Annotated in this window: 11 protein-coding genes and 2 pseudogenes; 4 read left to right on the forward strand and 9 right to left on the reverse strand. The window is 69.9% G+C overall.

The annotated features are described in order from the left end of the window. Positions 1–174: 174 nt before the first annotated feature. Both ACFYY6_RS37160 and ACFYY6_RS37165 read right to left on the reverse strand, forming a co-directional pair. Positions 175–1,308, reverse strand: a complete 1,134-nt coding sequence (locus ACFYY6_RS37160) for an IS630 family transposase (protein ID WP_389197602.1) — start codon at positions 1,306–1,308, stop codon at positions 175–177. A gap of 108 nt (positions 1,309–1,416) precedes the next feature. Next, the gene (locus ACFYY6_RS37165; RefSeq protein WP_389197604.1) at positions 1,417–1,629 is read right to left on the reverse strand and encodes a hypothetical protein; all 213 of its coding nucleotides are present in this window, start codon (positions 1,627–1,629) and stop codon (positions 1,417–1,419) included. 280 nt (positions 1,630–1,909) lie between these two features. Between ACFYY6_RS37165 and ACFYY6_RS37170 the strand changes: the two are divergent. Together ACFYY6_RS37170 and ACFYY6_RS37175 are read left to right on the forward strand one after the other, a co-directional pair. Beyond that, a pseudogene (locus ACFYY6_RS37170) lies at positions 1,910–2,152 on the forward strand (transposase); the annotation flags it as partial. After that, entirely contained in the window at positions 2,139–2,996 is an 858-nt protein-coding gene (locus ACFYY6_RS37175) for a PLP-dependent aminotransferase family protein (protein WP_389197606.1), read from the forward strand. The pseudogene ACFYY6_RS37170 and the gene ACFYY6_RS37175, both read left to right, overlap by 14 nt. Positions 2,997–3,214: 218 nt before the next feature. Here the strand turns inward: ACFYY6_RS37175 and ACFYY6_RS37180 are convergent, their stop codons facing one another. Continuing rightward, positions 3,215–3,346 (reverse strand): hypothetical protein, encoded by a 132-nt coding sequence (locus ACFYY6_RS37180; RefSeq protein WP_388653536.1) that lies wholly within the window; start codon positions 3,344–3,346, stop codon positions 3,215–3,217. 153 nt (positions 3,347–3,499) lie between these two features. Here ACFYY6_RS37180 and ACFYY6_RS37185 point away from each other — a divergent pair. Further along, a pseudogene (locus ACFYY6_RS37185) lies at positions 3,500–4,669 on the forward strand (hypothetical protein); the annotation flags it as partial. Positions 4,670–4,975: 306 nt separating this feature from the next. Here the strand turns inward: ACFYY6_RS37185 and ACFYY6_RS37190 are convergent. From ACFYY6_RS37190 to ACFYY6_RS37200, 3 genes are all read right to left on the reverse strand, one after another. Then, the gene (locus tag ACFYY6_RS37190) at positions 4,976–7,933 is read right to left on the reverse strand and encodes an aminotransferase (protein WP_389197608.1); all 2,958 of its coding nucleotides are present in this window, start codon (positions 7,931–7,933) and stop codon (positions 4,976–4,978) included. A gap of 244 nt (positions 7,934–8,177) precedes the next feature. Next, positions 8,178–9,590 carry an APC family permease gene (locus tag ACFYY6_RS37195; RefSeq protein WP_389197610.1) on the reverse strand — a complete coding sequence of 471 codons (1,413 nt, stop codon included), beginning with the start codon at positions 9,588–9,590 and terminating at the stop codon, positions 8,178–8,180. A gap of 58 nt (positions 9,591–9,648) precedes the next feature. After that, positions 9,649–11,274 carry an amidohydrolase gene (locus tag ACFYY6_RS37200; protein ID WP_351525061.1) on the reverse strand — a complete coding sequence of 542 codons (1,626 nt, stop codon included), beginning with the start codon at positions 11,272–11,274 and terminating at the stop codon, positions 9,649–9,651. Positions 11,275–11,405: 131 nt separating this feature from the next. On the opposite strand from ACFYY6_RS37200, the gene ACFYY6_RS37205 reads away from it, so the two are divergent. Then, positions 11,406–12,032: a TetR/AcrR family transcriptional regulator C-terminal domain-containing protein gene (locus tag ACFYY6_RS37205; RefSeq protein WP_351525062.1), complete on the forward strand. Its 627-nt coding sequence runs from the start codon at positions 11,406–11,408 to the stop codon at positions 12,030–12,032. Positions 12,033–12,816: 784 nt separating this feature from the next. Here the strand turns inward: ACFYY6_RS37205 and ACFYY6_RS37210 are convergent. The 3 genes from ACFYY6_RS37210 to ACFYY6_RS37220 form a co-directional block, all read right to left on the reverse strand. Further along, entirely contained in the window at positions 12,817–13,605 is a 789-nt protein-coding gene (locus ACFYY6_RS37210; RefSeq protein WP_351635434.1) for a hypothetical protein, read from the reverse strand. 246 nt (positions 13,606–13,851) lie between these two features. Continuing rightward, positions 13,852–15,012, reverse strand: coding sequence for a helix-turn-helix transcriptional regulator (locus ACFYY6_RS37215; RefSeq protein WP_389197612.1), 1,161 nt, complete (start codon positions 15,010–15,012; stop codon positions 13,852–13,854). Positions 15,013–15,981: 969 nt separating this feature from the next. Next, positions 15,982–18,291, reverse strand: coding sequence for a WD40 repeat domain-containing protein (locus ACFYY6_RS37220; RefSeq protein ID WP_351526006.1), 2,310 nt, complete (start codon positions 18,289–18,291; stop codon positions 15,982–15,984). Positions 18,292–18,394: the final 103 nt, after the last annotated feature.

Raw genomic sequence — 18,394 nt, forward strand, 5'->3', positions numbered from 1 at the left:
ACCGTCGAGCGCCTGATCAACAAGCTGAAGGCCTGGCGAGGCATCGCCACCCGATACGACAAGACCCCGGACAGCTACCTCGCCGGCCTCCACCTGCGCGCCTCAATGATCTGGATCAAAGACCTGACGCGGACCACCCCTTGATCACAACCAAATACGTGCCCTAGTGCCGCATCAGGCAACGTTTACCCTGGTGACGACCTCGCGTAGATGTTCGTCGGCTGCGTGCTTGTTCCGCCAGATGATGTAGCGGCGGATCATGCTGCCCTGTTCCTTGTGGCTGGCGTGGTCGGTGCCGTCGAGGGTGAAGTAGCGCAGGGCGGTGAACTGGGCTTCGATCCGGTTGAGCCAGGAGCTGTTGGTGGGGGTGTAGGCGATCTCGACGTTGTTCGCTGCCGCCCAGGTGCCGACCCGCTGGCACTTCTTCGTGGTCAGGTGCGGGGAGAAGTTGTCGCAGACGATCGCGATGCGGACTTGGGGCGGGTAGAGGCTGCGCAGGTAGCGGCAGAACTCCAGGAACTGGGTGCGCTTCTTGATCGGCTTGATGTGGCCGTAGAGCTTGTCCTTGGCCAGGTCCAGGGCGGCGAACAGGTGTCGTACTCCGCCGTAGCGGTTGTAGGTCGCCCGCCGCCTGCGGCGTGGTTCGCGGTCGGGGTCCTTGTGCTTGCCGCCGCGTTCGGCCCATTGCCGGCCCGGGTTGGGCATCAGGTTGAGCGGCCCGAACTCGTCCATGCACAAGACGACTTCAAGCTCGTCCTCTTCCGGTATGATCTCGCCGTCAGCGATCGCATGGGGGTGTTCAACGCGGGCCTTCTTGGCCTCGTAGTCGGGGTCGCGGGAGGTCTTCCAGGTTTTCAGGCGTTGAAAGGAGACGCCTTCCTCGCGGAGCAGGCTGCTTAGGCCCTCGTGGCTGATGTCGTCGACCACCCCCTCGGCGACCAGGAAGTCGGCCAGCTTGGTCAGGCTCCAGGTGGAGAACGGAAGTTCGTGCTCGGTCGGCTTGGACTTCGCGATCTTCTTGATCTCGCGCCGCTCGGGCAGGGTGAAGGTGCTCGGCCGGCCGCCCTTGTACTTCGGATACAGGGAATCGAAGCCGTCGGTGTTGAAGTTGTGGATCACATCCCGGACCCGGTCATCACTGGTGAACGTCACTTCGGCGATTTTCGCCACGGGCATGCCCTGCGCGGACAGCAGGACCATCTGGGCCCGCCGCCAGGTCACCACCGACCCGGTTCCCCGGCGGATGATCCGAAGCAGCCGTCTGCCCTCGTCATCGTCGATCTCGCGTACGCGTACTCGCTCTGCCATAGGCCAACAGCCTGGCGTCAACGTGCGGCCAGGGAAAGGAGCTTCGCTGTGCGTCACCCGGCGCGGCGCCGCCGTAGTTCCTCCAGCCATCCCCGTACCTGCTCGTCGTCATGCAGGTAACGGTTCCTCGGGACCCACCCGCAGATCGATCCCGTACAGGAGCCCCAGCGCCCACCAGGACAGTTCGTCCCATTCAAGCGTGTCGTCGACAACCCAGCGTTCGGCCCACCGGTCAGCTGCATCCCGGCTCACACGTCCCTCGACCACGGCAGCAAAGCATGCCTCGATCTCGTCCAGGTCTGGCTGGCCACCACCACTCATAGACCTACCGTATCCAGGACAGGGCGAACGTTGCCTGATACGGCACTAGTGCCGCATCAGGCAACGTTCGCCCCGTCGCGACGCCCGGCACGCCCTCTCGCCGCACCGGCCGAAATCCCAAGTACATCCAGTACGAGGGCTTCCGGCCGGCACACCGAGAGCACGTACCGGACGCGCTCCTTGATGGGCAAACGTTGCCTGCCGCGGCACTAGTAGTGCTTGGTCAGGTTCTTTCGTCGGTGGCGTGTCCGTTTGATCGGTGTGTCGTTGACCAGGTGTGATGGGTGGGGAGTTGGCCGCGGTCCGGTGTGATCTGGAGGACTTCGCGGTGGAGATGTTCGAGCCGTTCGGGCGGGCGGATCAACGCAGGTGGGGCGGGGTCTATCTGCGGGGGCTGCTGCCGGACGGGCGGCGCGAGTCGGTGGAACCGATGGCAGCCCGGCTGGGCAAGGACGGTAACCGTCAGGCCCTGGCACACTTCATCACCACCAGCCCATGGGACGCGGCGCATGTACGTGCCCGGTCACCGACCCGGGGACACCGTTTGGGTCGAGGACCCGGGCTACCGCGGCGCGCAGACCGCGCTGACCGGCGGCGACCTGATCGTGGTGCCCGTCCCAGTCGATGCGGAGGGCCTGCGGACCTCCGCATCCGACTGGAAGGACCGCCCGCCCCGCCTCGTGTGCACCACCCCCGCGCACCAGTACCCGACGGGCGCGGTCCTCACCGCGTCCAGACGCCTCGACCTGATCGAGAAGTGCCGCCTGCACGGCGCCTGGATCATCGAGGACGACTATGACAGCGAGTTCCGCCACAGCGGAGAACCCCTCGCATGCATGCAGGGCCTGACACCCGGCGCGCCCGTGTTCTACGTCGGCACCTTCAGCAAGACCCTTTTCCCCTCCCTGCGGCTGGGGTTCCTCGTCCTGCCCGAACCGCTGGTCGACCGGGCGGCACCGGTCGTGGACGAGCTGCTGCGCGGCGGACATCGCCACGAACAACTCGCCCTCGCGCACTTCATGGAGAGCGGCCAGTACAGCAGGCACCTCTCCCGCATGCGCCGCCTCTACCGCCGCAGACGCGATGCACTCAGGACGGCACTGGCCGAACACCTCGATGCGCCCCACACCGTGACCGGCGGGGACAGCGGAATGCACCTGACCGTGCAGCTGCCGCCGGACGCCCCCGACCAGCCCCTGGCCCGCGCCGCCCGCCGTCACCGGATGGCCCCCCGGCCCCTGTCCCAACACTCCCTGCTGCTCGACACCACCCACAACGGACTCCTCCTGGGATACGGCAACACCCCCGAATCGGCCTTCGCACCCGGCCTGCGCCAACTCTCGGACCTGATCAGGGACCTGGCCTGACCACCCACGCCCAGCGGTTCCCGGCCCCATCTCTACGGCGCGCCCAAAACCGACGCGCCGCACCCAATCTCGTTGGCTACTCCCCGATGATCGCTTCACCGCCCGCCCTGACGACCGGACTTCGGTACGAGTGCGCCGTGCACGCGGGCCCGTTCGGCGCGCAACGCGGCGAGGGACGGCTCCCCACCTCGGGAGCCGTCCCACAGGGCGAGTCCGGCCTAGGCGGAGGCCAGTGACCCCGCGAGGTCCCCGGCCCTGGGCCGCTCGGCGTGCAGCAGGAGCACGGAGGCGTCGACCTGTTTCTCGTCGAAGGTGAGCCGGGTAGCCGCTCGGGATGGTGGCCACGACATCGGCGCCGAACTGCGTGGGGGCCCGGGACACCAGGACCTGAACCGCCTTGCCGGGCCGCTCGGGAAATTCGTCGGGCCATAGCCCGGCCACGAGCCGGTTGGTGCTGCATTCCCTGCGCAGGTCCTCCGTGAGCAGGGCGAGGAGGTTGCGGCCTGGGCGGTGCACTGGACGACGAGATCAGCGCGCTGTATCTGGCCCTGGCTGGGAGCACGACACTGCTGGGCGATGAGGTCCTGCTCGACCTGGCGGCGCTCGCCGGGCACTGCGTGGATGGCCCGCAGCCCGAGGCGATTCCGGTGCGGGAGAACCGCGCCGTCGTCAACCGCGCCCGGCTCGAGGCCGGGGCGGACCTCCTCGTCGACACCGTGACCGATGTGCCGCGTCACGCGTGTGCGCTGTCGGACGGCGATGTCACGCTCACCGAGCCGACCCGGTTCCGGTCGCCCTCGCGCCGGGTCCGCCGCGCCCTGCTGGCGGGCCTCGACGCCGTCGTCGCGGCGTCCCCGGCCAAGCTGGCCGACGTGGCGGCGCACAGCGAGGCGTTCAAGCGGCTCGGCGAGCGCCTGCACGCGCACGAGTACCGGGCGCGCTGGCCGCACGCCGCCGACGTGTTCGCCGTCGCCCGGGGCGAACGGGAGGCCCGGTCCCTCGACAGCCGGGTCGAGGAACTGCTCGGCGCGGGCGATGTCACCGGAGCCGTACGGCTGCTCACGGCCGCGCCGGGCAGACTGTTTCGCGCACTGGACCGCCTCCTGCGCGCCGGCACGACCCAGGAGGAACGCGAGACGGTGGTCGCGGCCGCCGAACCGCTGGCCCCGCAGGTGGCCGCCCGGGTCCTGCTGTCCGTGCGGGAAAACCTCCACAACCGCACCGGGCAGCACGAGGACGGCGGTGGGCGCCGGGTGTTCGTCAACCGGCTCGGACGCGCCTGGGGCACCGACGAGACCCGCGCCCCGATGCCCGCAGCCGAACGCGACCGCATGCTCGCCGCCCAGGATGTCGAGCTGAGCCGCCGCCTGCCGGCCCCGGGACACCTGCTGATCGACCCGGACGTCCTGGACGTCGCGCTCCCGCTGAGCGGCAGGGCGACGGCAGCCGGCCCCGGCGTGCTGCCCCGCGGCTCCCGGTCTCCAGTCGACGGCGAACTGCCGCGGTTCTTCGTGCACTGGAAGCAGACGAGCCGCTCCACCGACTACGACCTCTCGGCACTGATGCTGGACGCCGAATTCCAGACCATCGCGTGGCTGTCGTACACCGCCCTCACCCAGCTCGAGGGCGAACACACCGGCGACATCACCGACGCCCCGGACGGCGCCTCGCAGCTACCTGGCGGGACGCCCCTCCGTCGGCCCGACAAGACGTTGTCGACGTCGCCCAAGCGGTCCTCGACACTCCCGACCCGGAACACGTCACTCGCCAGATGACCGCACTCGGCCGAGCCGGATTCCCGCTCAATCCTGAAGCCGACCACTGACCACACGCAGAGGTTTCGCCGGATACCTGACAGGTGCTCCCACATGGCGCTACCGATGCCAGCGAGGAAGGCGCTGCACGGTCGGGAGATCGGTGCGGCGGCTCGGCCCGACCCCGCGTACGCCCCCCGCACCCCGACCCGCGGACGTGCGAGGTCAGACGGTGTGGCCGAGTTGGCCCAGCGCCAGGCCGAGCGTGTCGGCGAAGTAGTCCGCGGCGGCAGTGTCGATGCACAGTGGGGGCTTGATCTTCAGGATGTTGAGGTGGTCCCCGGTCGGCTGGACGACGACGCCGAGGTCGAGCATGCGGTCACAGAGCTCCGCGGTCTCCTCGGTGGCGGGTTCCAAGGTGGTGCGGTCGCGTACGAGTTCGAGGCCGAGGTAGAGGCCGGAGCCGTGGACGGCGCCGATGATGCCGTAGCGGGAGGCGAGGGTCTGGAGCCGGAGCTTCAGGTGAGCGCCGACGCGGGCCGCGTTGCCTTGGAGGTCTTCGTCGCGCAGGGCGTCCAGGACGGTGAGGCCGACGACGCTGGAGACCGGGCTGCCACCGGTGGAGGAAAAGAAGTATCCCTGGTCGCGGTACCGGTCGGCGATTGCCCTGGTGGTGATCACGGCACCGAGCGGGTGCCCGTTGCCCATGGCCTTGGCGACGCAGACGATGTCGGGGACGACCTGTTGCTGCTCGAAGCCCCAGAACCAGTGTCCGAGCCGTCCGTAGCCGGCCTGGACCTCGTCGGCGACGGCCAGACCGCCGTGTCGCCGGACCGCCGCGTACGCCGCGTCGAGGTAGCCGTCGGGCAGGGCGACCCCGCCGGCGTTGCCGTAGAAGGTCTCGCTGACGAACGCCCCGGCCGGGCGTCCGGCGGCGGCCAGTTCGTCGATCACCGCGACGGCCTCCGGCGCGTAGCGGGCCGCGTCGGCCCCGCGGTGGCGGCCCCGGTAGGAGTTGGGCGAGTCCACGGTGTGGACCCAACTCGGCCGCGTGGCGAGGGCGTTCGGATTGTCCTGGAGGGAGGTGGAGACCGCGTCGGAGGCGTAGGTCCAGCCGTGGTACGCCTCGCGCACGGCGACCACGTCGGGCCGGCCGGAGGCGCCGATGGCCAGCCGCAGGCCCAGGTCGACTGCTTCGGAGCCGGAGTTGACCAGGAATACCGTGTTCAAGGGGTCGGGGAGGAGAGCGGCGAGGCGCTCGGTGAACTCCACCACCGAGGCGTAGTGGAACCGCGAGTTGGTGTTGAGCCGCCGCAACTGCCGTGCGGCTGCCTGCTCCACGCGGGGGTGGGCGTGGCCCAGCGGGGTGACGTTGTTGACGATGTCGAGGTAGGAGCGGCCGTCGGTGGACAGCAGGTGGTGGCGCCAGCCCCGTTCGATCCGGGGCGGGGCGGCGTAGTAGTGCTCCTGCACCGGTGCGAATACGGCGCTGCGCCGCTCCAGCAGGTCGGTCCGCTCCGTGCGGTCGTCGGCGGCCAGGCCGAGGAGCGGGGCGGGGTCGGCGGTGAGCGGCAGCCAGCCGACGGCGTACTCGGGACGCACCAGGGGCGGCACGGCGGGGCCGTCTACGTCGCGCAGCGCGAGGTGGACCACGACGCCGGCCGGCAGGAGGGCAAGCTCCTCGCCTCCGCGGACCGCCGCGCCGGCGGTGACCAGTGGGCGGATCGCGGGGGCGAAGGACAATTCCAGGACCCGGCGGTCTTGGGTGATCTCCAGCCGGCCGGGCTCGGCGGCGAGTACCCGGCCGGCGTCGGGCGCCTGTGCCACGACGGCCGGGCCGAGCCACAGGTCGACGCCGGTGGACACGGTGGCGGGGGAGACGGTGGCCTGTGCGGGAGTCCGGGAGAGCCGGACCCGGGCGTACGGGGTGCGGGCGGCGGCCGCGCCGCGGGCCAGGGCGGCGGCCGCCAGTCGGTCCTCGGCCCCGGCTTTGAGCCAGGCTCCGTCGTCCATCGAGTCGGCTTCGGTGGACAGGTCGAGCACGGCGAAACGGTCGGCGGTGATGTCGCGCAGCAGGCGGTGCCCGGGCGGCGTGATCGGGGCGGGCGCGGTGGCGAAGCCCGCCGCGTCCTTGATCAGATTGGTCATCACCGGCAGCGGCAGGCGGGTGGCCTGTTCGAAGACGCGCCACTCCCGGTCGAGCGCGGCCGTGGCGTAGGCGTTGTCCGCGTCGACGGCGGCCTGCTGCCGCCCGCTCACGACGAGGCCGGCGGCACGCAGGACCACGAGCGGCCAGAGCGCCTCGGCCTCCTCCGCGGAGAGCGGCCGCATCGTGTGGAAGGCGCGGACGGCGGGCAGCGTGTGGTGGGGTTCGACACCGTCGTGGTGGAGCATCGAGGAGAGTGACACGGCGAGTTCGCCGACCGCCCAACTCGTGGTCAGGTCACCGAAGTCGATGACCCCGTCGGGCGTCGGCGGGCGGCTGTCGAGGCGGCGGATCAGGTTGTCGTCGGTGAGGTCCAGGTGCACCGCCTGCGTCGGCAGCGCCGCGGCGACCTCCTGGACGCGGGCCCAGGCCTCGGCGGTGGCCTCTTGGACGGCGGCCCGCCGCTCGGGCTCGTCGAGGTGTCCGGCGAGTCTGGCGACGACGCGGTCGGCGTGCCGCAGGTCCCACTGGAGGATACGGTCGAGGCCCGGGTGCCGGAACCCGCGCAGGGCGACGCTGACCTTCGCGGCGATCGTGCCCATCGCCGCGACCGTGCCGGGAGACAGGTACCGCGGCCCGGACAGTGCACCACCGGGCAGGTGTCGCAGCAGGCGGGCGACGGCCCGCCCGCTCCCGGACTCCACCGTCGCACGGCGGGCGGAGCCGTCAGGGCGCCGCAGGACGGTGGCGACCCGCAGGTCCGGGTGCGCGGCGGCGATCAGGTCGGCGGCGGCGTCCTGCGCCTCGACCTCCACGGATCCGAAGGCCGGGTTGGCGATCTTCAGGACCGCCAGGGGCGCCCCGGTCCCCTCCCGCAGCAGGAAGTTGGCGTCCTGCTGGCTGCCCAGCGGGTCCGCGTGCGCCTCGATCCCGAGGTGCCGGGCGGCTATGAGCTCGGCCTCGGCCGGTGTTGTCCGCGGCGCGGGGAGTGCGTCCTCGGCGAAGAAGTCGATCGTGCGGTGCTCGGTGTGCGGCATTGGGAATCTCCTCGGTGCGGTGCGGTGCGGTGCGGTGCGGTGCGTGGTGGCGGCGGATCTGGGTGGACGCTCGGGTCGGCCGACGTGCCGCAGGAAGCGGTGGGTGTGGATCGCGAGGCAGCGAAGTTCTCGGCGGCTGCCGGGCACAGGGAGCCGGGCGGGCCGTCGCCACCGCATCTCGGCTCCTGCTGGTATCGGTCGAGGTTCCGCGCCGGGCTTCCGCGGGCCCGCGGACGGCTGTTCCTCAGGGCTGCCGGACGTGCTCCGGCAGCGGCCCCGCCTTGTCGCGGCCCCTGGCATGGTCCTCTCTTCCGCCCGGTTCTTCGCTGAAGTTCATCACCGGAGGCTTGCGCCGGAATGCTCGCGTCAGGAACAGCAGGTAGAGGAAGCCGACCGCCATCCAGCACAGACCGACCTTGAAGGTGATGCCCTCCAGACTGGTCCAGAGCCACAGGGTGAGGGCGAAGCCGACGGTCGGCAGCACCCCGTAGGACAGCAGGTCGAGCCCGCTGCGGCGGCGCTGGTCGATGAAGTAGTGCTTGACCACGCTCAGGTTGACTGCGGAGAAGGCGATCAGGGCCCCGAAATTGACCATCACCACGGCGTTGTCCAGGCTGATGAACAGTGCGACCAGTGCCACCGTGGACACCAGGGCGGTCGCGGCGACCGGGGTGCGGAAGCGGGGGTGCAGGGTGCCGAACGCCCGCCTTGGAAGGACCTCGTCACGGCCCATCGAGTAGAGGATCCGGGACACGCTGGCCTGCGTGGTGACGCCGGAGCCGAAGGCGCCGGCCACGTACACCGCGACGAAGAACGAGGTGAAGGTCGATCCGCCGAGCTGGGCCATGATGTCAAGGCCCGCGCTGTCGGGGTCGCTGAAGGATGAGCCCGGATGCACCAGCGCCCCCATCCAGGAGACCGTGATGAAGAGCAGGCCGCCGATGACCGTCGTCAGCACAATGGCCCGGGGAATGGTCCGGCGCGGTTCCTTGGCCTCCTCCGACATGGTGGAGACGGCGTCGAAGCCGAGGAAGCTCAGCGCGAGGATCGCGGCGCCGGAGAAGGCCGCCGACATTCCGGAGGTGCCGGGCACGAAGGAGGAGAACGGGTCGGGGGCGCCGTTGCTCGTCGCGTGCTTGACGGACAGGGCGACGAAGACCACGACGAGCACGCCCGCCATGCCCACCACCAGTGTGCTCAGCCGCCGGATGAAGCTGACGCCCAGGACGTTGAGGAGCAGCGAGAGCAGCAGCGCGGCCAGCACGAACACGCGCGCCGGGACCGATGGGAACTGGCTGTGCAGGTAGATGCCGATGAGCAGGAAGTTGATCATCGGCAGGAAGAGGTAGTCGAGCATGAGCGTCCAGCCGACCATGAAGCCGACGTGCCCGCCGAAGGTCTGCTGCGTGTAGGTGTACGCCGAACCCGCGATCGGGAAGGCGCGGACCATCTGGGCGTAGCTGAGGGCCGTGAAGAGCATCACGACCAGCGCGATCAGGTAGGCCGCCGGGAGGTGGCCGTCGGTCACGCCGGCGACCGCCCCGTAGGTGGTGAACACGGCCACCGGGGCGAGGTAGGTGAGACCGAAGAGGGTGAGCCCGGGCGGCCCGAGGACCCGCTTGAGCCCGGGTTGCGCGGAGAGGTCATTCGCCGTCATGCGCCGTTCCTTCCGAGGTGGGGCGGCGGGACGCCTGGGGTGGGCCCCGCCTGGCCGGTCATGAACCGGCTGTGTCGGTGCGCTCGCCGGCCAGCCAGGTGCCGAGGACGGCGATGGCCGGCACGTCGTGCGGGTCACAGTCGCGCGGGTCCCGCTCGAGCCATACCAGGTCGGCGGCCATTCCCGGGGCCAGCACGCCGCGGTCGTCGGCCATCGCCTGGTGGGCGACGCCCGCCGTGTAGCAGGCCATCGCGGTCTCGATGTCGATCCGTTCCCCGGGCAGCCAGCCGCCCTCCGGCAAGCGCTGCGGGGTCTGCCGGGTGACCGCGACCGGCAGACCCGCCAGCGGACGGTGATCGGTGACCGGCCAGTCGCTGCCGAAGGAAACCCGCGCGCCCGAGCGCAGCAGCGATCCCAGCGGGTACTGCTGCTGGGAGCGGGCATCGCCCAGGCGGGGCATGGTGAGGTGGGTCATCGCCGGGTCGGGCTGCAGCCACAGCGGCTCGATGTTGGCGATGACGCCCAGCTCCGCGAAGCGGGTCAGGTCTGCCGGGTCGACCATCTGAACGTGGGCAATCACCGGGCGGCGGTCCCCGGGGCCGCACACCTCGGTGAGGTGGGCGATCGCGTCCAGGGCCGTGCGTATGCCCGCGTCGCCGATCGCGTGCAGGTGCGGCTGCAGGCCGAGCCGGTCGATCTCGACCAGGGCCTCGCGCAGGTCGGCGGCGGACCAGACCGGCATGCCCCTGGTGCAGGGGTCGTCGGCGTACGGTTCGAGCAGGGCCGCGGTGCGGTTCTCGACGATCCCGTCGACGAAGAACTTGACGGTGCGGACGGTCAGCCGGTCGTGCCCGGCCGCCACGACCCGGTCGCGGTCGGCGGCGAACACCGCGAGCTGCTCGCGCCAGCGCGTGGGGTCGGCTCGCAGCGCGAGGTTTACCCGGGTGGCCAGGACGCCCCGGCGGGCCGCCTCCAGATAGGCGTCGACCGCCTCGTGCTCGACCCAGGCGTCCTGGATCCAGGTGACGCCGGCCCCGGCGTACGCCCGGGTGGCGATGGCGAGCGCGCGCACCCGCACGTCCAGGCCGCGCTCGGGCGCGGCGCCCAGGACGGCATCGACCGCATCCCACTCCACCATCGTCCCGGCCAGGCTGCCGTCCTCGCGGCGCAGGAACCGGCCGCGGTCGGTGTCCTGCGCGGAGTCGTCGAGGCCGGCCCGGCGCATGGCCTCGGTGTTGCACCACAGCGTGTGATAGTCCCAGGCGCGCAGGGCCACCGGGCGGTCGGGTACGGCCGCGTCGAGCCAGCGGGCGTCGAAGGCGCCGTCGGGGGCGAGCGTGGAGTCGTAGCTGCCGCCGAGGATCCAGTCCCCCTCGGGGTGCTCGTCGGCGTACCGGCGGACCTCCGCGACCACCGCCTCCACGCTGGTGCAGGACCTGACGCGCGGGCCGAGCGCTTCGTAACCGGCCTGGTCAGGGTGGCAGTGACCGTCCCCGAAGGCCGGCATCAGCAGCCCCCCGCCAAGGTCCAGCACCTCGTCGGCCGACCCGACGAGTGCCTCCGCCTCGGCGCCCACGGCCTCGATCCGCCCGTCCCGTACGGCCAGCGCGGTCGGCTGCGCGGCACCGGGGGGAATGGGAAGGCCGGTCCAGACGGTGGCGCGGCGGAAAACGGTACGGGGCATGCGGGACTCCAAAAGCGAATGCCGTTCGTTTTAGTGGACGCAGGTTAGGCTCGCTCGACGTTGCTTGGGAAGAGGGGTGTGGAAACCGAATGAGCATCAGCTCTCGGAGGACGGGACGTCCGACAACTCCCGTGCTCGATCGCGAGGCCATCGTCCGGGCCGCGCTCGACCTGATCGACGAGGTGGGCGCCCAGGGGTTCTCGATCGCCCTGCTGGCACGCCGACTGCGGGTGCGCCCCTCGTCGCTGTACAACCACGTGAAGGGTCGGGAAGACATCCTGGCCGGGGTGCGCGAGCTGGTCGCCGCGCCGATCGACGCCGGCGTCTTCGAGGACCACCCGTGGGACGAGGCGCTGATCAGCTGGGCGCGGCTGTACCGCGCCGCCTTCGCCGCGCATCCGCAGGCGGTCTCACTGCTGGCGACCATCCCGGTGTCCGGGGCGCACCACACCCTGCGGATGTACGAGTCGGTGGTGGCCGGGCTGGAGCGCGGCGGCTGGCCGACCGCGTCGGTCATCCCCGTCATGGTCGGCGTGGAGTCGTTCATACTGGGCTCGGCACTCGACCTGGTGGCACCGCCCACGATGTTCGACCCTGGGCCCGACTCCCCCGAGGTGCCCCGGTTCACCGCCGCGGTGCGCGCCCGGGACGAATCCTCCGCCTCACAGGCACGCCCGGCCGCCGACCTCGCCTTCGAGGTCGCGCTCACAGCACTGGTCGACGGCCTGCGTACCCGCCTCGCAGCGGAAATCGCCTGACGGGCGGCGCACCGCGATCGGCACGCCAGGGACGGGATCTGACATACAGCCACCGTCGCCCTCTTCGACAGCCCGGCTCTGGGCCAGGAGGTTGGTGGGATCCTGGCCACTGCTGTGCCCGCGCGGGCGCCGTCGGACGTGTACAGCCCCCTGGGGAACCATGCGGTGGTGGATGGACCACCCGCTGCGCGTCCTTGGACACGACCCGCCGTTGGCAACCCCCCACGAGAGCAGGGCGATATCCGGTCCGAAAGCGACGGCGAGACGGCCCTCGGGATCAGGATAAGAGCGCCGATTCCTCAGGGAGGGTGAGAGGGGAACTCGCCTGTCGGCATGTCGCGGCGTCCCCCAGCCGCACAGTGCGCCGGTAGTCTCCGGCGGCCACCAAGGGTCGCCTGTTGATCTCGACGGCAGACAGGGCGCGCATAGTGTCGCCGGTGTCGACGGACCCCAGATGCTCCGCGGTTGCGGGGGCCCAGATGTGGAGTGTGTCGTGGCACGCGGTGACCAGAAGCGGACGCATTCTTGCAGGGGACCCGCTCCGCGCTGACTGAAACTCTCGGCATCGACCGTCTGTAGCGGCGGTTCCGTCCCGCTGATCCCCGCACCCGACCACACCGGGTGTGACTGAGTGCTTCAGCTGGCCATTCTGAGCGTCACAGGTGGCCGCGCTGCCTTGTCCGCACGAGACGGCCCTCATCGCACGCCCTGTGTGCAGCCGCGGCAGAGTTCCTCCGGCGGCTCCCGTGTAACCACGAGGAGGCGGTGCTGTGCACCAAGGGGTTCAGCGATACGCCCTGCCGCGCACGTAGGCAATGACGAGGGTGATTGCGGTGATGGCGCACACCAGCATGCCGATGGTCAGGAAGGCGATGCCAGCCTCGCTGATGCCCGGTTCGGTGCTCACTATGGTCATGCCCTGACCGGAGTAGGTCCGGTGTTCCTTGTCCGGGTGGTCCGCGATGTAGAAGATCATCGCGGGGATCGCTGCCGCGCAGCCCGCGGCCCCTGCCAGCGGCCAACTGCCCGCCCGGCCGTACCAGGGGATCCGCGGTTTCAGAGCGACGTGCGGGCACTGTGTCAGTAGGGCGCGTCCCAGGTCGCCGGCGCGTTCGGTGAGCCCGTCAGCCCGCAGCCGAGTGCCGTCGTCGAGTTCGATCTCAATGCGGTAGCCGTTGCCGAGTCGGGCCGCGAGGCCGTTCACCGCGTCGCCGTCGATGTGAAGCGAGGTGACGCGGTTCCAGGGCCAGCCCGCAGCGCCCCGCTGGGATCCATGAACCAGGCCGCCCTGGCGAACCTCGAAATACTCGCCGCGCTCCCCGCGCAGGGCCCGCGCGATCTGGGTCGCCGCGATCGCAATGGCGCCCAGCCCAAGGCCGAGCAGCAGACCGATCGCCTTGTTGCTGCCGGCCGACCCCTCGCCGGTTGCCGACCAGCCCCACACGCCCAGCCAGCCGGACGGGATGGTTATAAGCAGTGCGCAGCCTGCGTTCACCCATCGCTTCCGGTGGTCCACCGCATGTCGGCTGACCACCGGGCCGAGGTCGCCGAACGTGTCTGCTCCTTTAGTCATGGGGGAAGTCAAGCAGCCGGTCTGTCAGCTCCACAAGATCGGCTATCGGGCCGGTACTTGGGGCTGGGATCGAAGCGAGATCAAGGCGCGGCGGCACTGGGGAATGCGGCAGCCGGAAACACGAGGGAACGAAGACAAGCCGGCCTCAACCGGCCGCTGAGCATGGAGCGGCCCACTGAGGTGCTCACTGGCCAGCTGGAGCGCTCAGTCACACCGGGGCTCGCTCGCTGTTCGGGGGCGCGCCTGCTACAGGTCGAGCTCCGGGTATTCCACGTCCGTGAACCGGACCTCTTCCAGGCTTCCGGCGCGACGGCCGTTGTCCTCCCTCGTGCGAGACCCGGGAAACATGAGCCCGTGACGACCACGGCTGTGTCCTACCCGTCCGCGGGGAACCGGTGGCGCGGCCGTCTCCACCGGGTAGTGCTCGGTGGCGGCCGGAAGCCAGCCTCTGACGGTTATGGGATGGTTGGGAGGGATCTCTTGGGGCAGCAGCGTGATGTGCCTGGCTGTGCGGTTGCCGGGGGGCACGTGCGACCGGGGCGTAAGGGTGTAGCGGCGTGGTGTTCTGATGGGCAGGCCGGAGCGGGTGGTGCCGGCTGGGGGGCATGGGGGCTCGGGGCCCTGCAGTACGCCGGGTCCGGTGAGGAGGACGGTCTTCAGGAGGACCTGGCCGCGGAGGAAGTCGAGGTCTGCGGTGCTGGTGTCGGGCGGGGTGTGGAATTCGTGTGGTTCTTCGGCTGGTGGGACGTCCACCATCTTGATCGTGAGAGTCACGGATGATCTTGGGGCGGTGCTGTCCGCGAGGCGGTCCCATACCTGTTGCCAGCGCCGTACGTTGTTGGGGGAGACGTTCAGGGCTTCCACGAACGCTGTGAGGTGGGCGCGGGAGGGAACGGCCTCACCTCTGAGGATGACGCTGAGGCTGCTCTTGGGCAGCCGGTGCTGTTGGCCGTCGGGGGTTCGTCCTGCCGCTTTCTGCAGGTCACTCAGGGAGTGTTGGCCTTCTCTGGCCCGCATCTCCACCATGACGTCGTGCAGCTTGGCGGAGCTGTCGATGAGGTCGGGGTGTGTCATCACCGAGCGGAGCGATACGGCCAGGTCCCGGAACTCCGGGGAGATTCCCGCGCGGCGTCGGCGTTCTTCTTCGGCCCTGCGCGCGGCCTTCCATAAACGGATGGCTTCCCTGGTGTCCGCGTCGCACGCGGTCGTGTATGCGAGTACCGGGCGGCGGGATGGCACCTTGCCGTTGGCGCCGCGCGACAGAGCGGACGCGGTGAACTGGTGACCGGTCAGTTTGGCCATTGCCGCGTAGGTAACGCCTCGGCGCTCGCGCTGGGCGCGTAGCCACAGCGCGAGCGCCTCGGACTGCCGGGTATCGGCGGCAACGGCGTTCTCACGCCGTCCCATGAGCCTCGAGCGGCGGCACGTCCGCCGCTCGCATGGCCCTGACGGACCGGCCGGCAACGCAGAGGGAGCCGGCGATGAACTCAAGGGCACCGAATACCGGCATCCCGAGGGCCGCGAGGACCCCTGCCACCACGACGACCACGACCACGACGACCAGTTCCGTCGTCGTCAGAGCTCCCTGCGAAGGGCCGCCGGGGGCCGGCGGAGGGGAGAACGAACGCATACCTGATACCCGCCTGACGTCATATCACGCCCCTTGTGAGCGCGCTGAATTGGCTGCACCGTGAACTGCCGGCGGCGACTTCCAGGTCGGCCCGCCAACGGTGTTGACCTGGCGTGCGTCTCTCCCACTGGGCGGGGGTGAACAGGTGGGCGGGCCGGGTTGTCGTAGCGGCGCGAGCCCGGCACGTACACGTCTCCGCTGCGCAGCCCGTCGCGCAGCGCGAGCAGCGTACACAGCTCCCAGTGGTGTCGGTACGCGGTCGCATCCCCCTTGGCCGAGGCCTCATCCAGGTAGCCCTGCCAACGGCTCGGTACGAACGTCCAGAGCCTGGCTCACTCGGCGACGTCGGACGCGTCGGCTTCGGAGAGAATGCGGTGGACGTTGGCACCGAGGGGTTCTCTCCCCCTGCTCCTGCCTGAGGAGATGACGACCTTGCGGGCGATCTGCGGAACGGGGAAGCCCTGGACCCGCAGGCCGCAGGCGTAGTCCGCACTCGCAGCGCGTCGACCTTCGCCTCGGGCCCGCTCCCGCCTCCACTTTGGAACCCGGCCGGACCCTCGGGGAATTTGCCCGGTTTACCTTGCGTGAACCGGGACATGTCCGGTCGTGGACCTGGGTACACGCTGCTGTTCTGCTGCAAGACCAGAACCCACAGACCGGAGGATTTTTGCGCGCAACTCGTATGCCCGTCAGCCACCGAACCCAGGATGGTCGGACCACGCGATTGCACTTCGACGGGATGCGGTTCAACGCCGAGCCAGCACCGCGATCTCATGGCCGAAGGCCACGGCCAGCCGACCGTCCGATGTCATGTCAACCGCTTTGATACCCGGCGGGACAACCACGTTGGGCACAATCTGCTCCATGTCGGCGAGGTCCCATAGCCGCACCGCCCCGACCGTATCGACATCGACGTTGGTGGCGCCACTGCCGGTGATGGCGATCGGGCGGCCGTCCACCACCGCAGTCGCCACCGACTTCACCGGGTGGGCGTGGCCGGTCAGGGCCTCACCGACCTGTTCACGGGTGGTCAGGTCCCACACCCGCACCGTTCCATCGCTGCCGCCGGTGACGGCAACCGGACGTCCCCCCACCACCGCTGTCGCAACCGAATCCACACTGCCGGTGTGGCCGGTCAGGGGCTGGCCGACGGGCCGGCCGGTGGTCAGATCCCACAACCGCACCGTTGCATCGTCGCTGCCGGTAGCGGCGACTGGCTGGCCATCCACCACCGCCGTCGCCACCGACCACACCCGGCCGGTGTGGCCGGTCAAGACATCGCCGACCTGTTCACGGGTGGTCAGGTCCCACACCCGTACCGTGGCATCATCGCCGCCGGTCACGATATGGGGGCGGTCGTCGATTATCACGGCCGCCACTGCCCGCATGTTTGTGATCCAGTTGGGGAGCTCGTTGAATTCTGGCCACGGCCAATCTTCGGAGCTTGGCACCGCCGGCGTCGGATCAGTGCGGTTGATGATGGGCTCGCCGACCTCCCGGCCGGTGGCCAGGTCCCAAACCCGTATTTCTATCCGCTCCTTGCCGCTGCTGGTGATGGCGACCGGACGGCCGTCAATCACGGTGGTCGCCACCGCCCACACCGGACCGGTGTGGCCGGTCAGGGGCTCACCGAACTGTCGGCCGGTGTCCACGCCCCAGACCCGCACGGTCTTGTCCCCATCGCCGGTGACGACGACCGCGCGCCCGTCCAGCACTGTGGTCGCCATCGCGTACACCTTGTCAGTGTGGCCAACAACAGGCGCGCCCAGTTGCCGGTCGCTGCTCAAGTCCCACACTCGTACCGTCCCCGTGAAGTCGACGGTGATGGCGTGAGGCCGGCCGCGAACCACCGTTGTCGCCATCGCAGACACTCTGGGGAAATGCTCGATCGCGAGCCTGTCGATTTGTCGGCGGCTGGCCAGGTCCCACACCCGCACCATGGGACTCATGCCACCGGTAAGAACGAGGGCACGCCCGTCCACCGAGACAATCCCCACAACGACCATGTGGTCGGACTCATCTTTCAGCGCCTCGCCGACCTGCTCGCGGGTGATCAAGTCCCACACCCGCACCGTACCGTCCATGCTGCCGGTCACGACATGAGCGCGGCCCTCAATGACCGTGGGCACTATCCATCCAACCTGGTGATTGTGGCCCGTCAGAGGCTCACCGACCTCCTCACAGGTGGCAAGATCCCACACCCGCACCAACACGTCGTCGCCGCCGGTGACGGCAACCGAACGGCCCCCCACCACCGTCGTCGCCACCGCGAACACCCCCTCGCCGGTCGGAAAAGCACCGACGGACTGACCGGTAGTCAGGTCCCACACCCGCACCGTTCCATCCCAGCCGCCGGTAACGGCAACCGAACGACCCTCCACCACCGCCGTCGTCACCGCCAGCACCGGGTGCGTGTGGCCGGTCAGGGGCTCACCGATTTGCTTACGGGTCGTCAGGTCCCATAGCCGCACCGTGGCATCGTCGCTGCCGGTGACGGCGACCGGACGCCCCTCCACCACCGCCGTCGCCACCGCCTTCACACTTCCGGTGTGGCCGGTCAGGGGCTCATCGACTTGCTCACAGGTCGTCAGGTCCCACACCCGTACCTTGCCATTCTCGGCGCCGGTGACGGCGATAGGGCGACCCTCCATCACTCCCGTCGCCACCGCCTCTGTTATCCAGTCGTCGTGGTCGGTGAGGACGTTGCGCAGCCGCGGTTCGACCTGCGAACCGGTGGCCCACTCCACACTCCATGCGGCGTCAGGCTCCCCCTCCACACCCACTGCAGCAAGGCATGCGGACAGCCCCCGATCCCCGTAGCGTGCTGCGTCCAACGCCAGCAGCTGCCGCCGCACCCCCGTACCCGTGTCACGGTGCAGATGCGCTGACGCCTGGTATACCGCGGACGCCAGCATCTCCTCCCGACCCGCCGCACCATCCAGCGCCGCTAGGACCCGCCCCGGGTCGGCGTTCACCAGCCACCCCGGGTCGGTCAACCGCACACCCGCCACTGCACCCTCGCAGTCCGGCCCACCATTTCGAAGATCGTCAGACATGACCGCCACGCTACTGAACTTGATTGAGTGATGTCGGGCTATCGGCCTGACAGTTGAGCGCCAGGTCCGGTAGTTCTGGTTGGGTGAGATACGCGCAGGGCGG

This window comes from Streptomyces sp. NPDC001750, from assembly GCF_042892615.1.
Classification (GTDB): Bacteria; Actinomycetota; Actinomycetes; order Streptomycetales; family Streptomycetaceae; genus Streptomyces.

Excerpts from the sequence above, each read along its gene's own strand:
- ACFYY6_RS37200 (WP_351525061.1), bottom strand. The coding sequence starts at position 11,274 with ATGCCCCGTACCGTTTTCCGCCGCGCCACCGTCTGGACCGGCCTTCCC.
- ACFYY6_RS37160 (WP_389197602.1), bottom strand. The coding sequence starts at position 1,308 with ATGGCAGAGCGAGTACGCGTACGCGAGATCGACGATGACGAGGGCAGA.
- ACFYY6_RS37190 (WP_389197608.1), bottom strand. The coding sequence starts at position 7,933 with ATGCCGCACACCGAGCACCGCACGATCGACTTCTTCGCCGAGGACGCA.
- ACFYY6_RS37180 (WP_388653536.1), bottom strand. The coding sequence starts at position 3,346 with ATGTCGTGGCCACCATCCCGAGCGGCTACCCGGCTCACCTTCGACGAG.
- ACFYY6_RS37220 (WP_351526006.1), bottom strand. The coding sequence starts at position 18,291 with ATGTCTGACGATCTTCGAAATGGTGGGCCGGACTGCGAGGGTGCAGTG.
- ACFYY6_RS37165 (WP_389197604.1), bottom strand. The coding sequence starts at position 1,629 with ATGAGTGGTGGTGGCCAGCCAGACCTGGACGAGATCGAGGCATGCTTT.
- ACFYY6_RS37215 (WP_389197612.1), bottom strand. The coding sequence starts at position 15,012 with ATGGGACGGCGTGAGAACGCCGTTGCCGCCGATACCCGGCAGTCCGAG.
- ACFYY6_RS37210 (WP_351635434.1), bottom strand. The coding sequence starts at position 13,605 with ATGACTAAAGGAGCAGACACGTTCGGCGACCTCGGCCCGGTGGTCAGC.
- ACFYY6_RS37195 (WP_389197610.1), bottom strand. The coding sequence starts at position 9,590 with ATGACGGCGAATGACCTCTCCGCGCAACCCGGGCTCAAGCGGGTCCTC.
- ACFYY6_RS37175 (WP_389197606.1), top strand. The coding sequence starts at position 2,139 with ATGTACGTGCCCGGTCACCGACCCGGGGACACCGTTTGGGTCGAGGAC.